General features: G+C 51.3%; 3 tRNA genes. All 3 read right to left on the bottom strand.

From position 1 onward, the window contains the following. Positions 1–73 (bottom strand) — tRNA-Gly (locus tag MKD49_RS25810). 11 nt (positions 74–84) lie between these two features. After that, a tRNA-Cys gene (locus tag MKD49_RS25805) sits at positions 85–158 on the bottom strand. Between the two features lie 152 nt (positions 159–310). Beyond that, positions 311–386: transfer RNA gene (locus MKD49_RS25800), tRNA-Gly, on the bottom strand.

The raw sequence follows: 386 nt of genomic DNA, 5'->3' as shown, positions 1-386 counted from the left end.
AGCGGGAGAAGAGTCTCGAACTCTCGACCTATACCTTGGCAAGGTATCGCTCTACCAACTGAGCTACTCCCGCATGGAGCGTTTTGGAGGCGGGGGTCGGGATCGAACCGGCGTAGACGGCTTTGCAGGCCGCTGCATAACCACTTTGCTACCCCGCCTTGGGGACACGCATACTACCTAAAACACGTGTTGTTTGCAAACATCTTTTTTGACTTTTTTCGACTTGCGCCGCAGCCAAACTTTCAATGCTCGCTCACCTATCACAATAAAAAAAGGAAGCTTGTTCAGGCTTCCTTTTTTCCAAGTAACTTGGAGCGGGAGAAGAGTCTCGAACTCTCGACCTATACCTTGGCAAGGTATCGCTCTACCAACTGAGCTACTCCCGC

Source organism: Herbaspirillum sp. WGmk3 (assembly GCF_023952535.1).
Lineage (GTDB): Bacteria > Pseudomonadota > Gammaproteobacteria > Burkholderiales > Burkholderiaceae_D > Herbaspirillum > Herbaspirillum huttiense.
The sequence above is the reverse complement of the archived record's forward strand: the minus strand, read 5'-3'. Positions and strand labels throughout refer to the sequence as shown.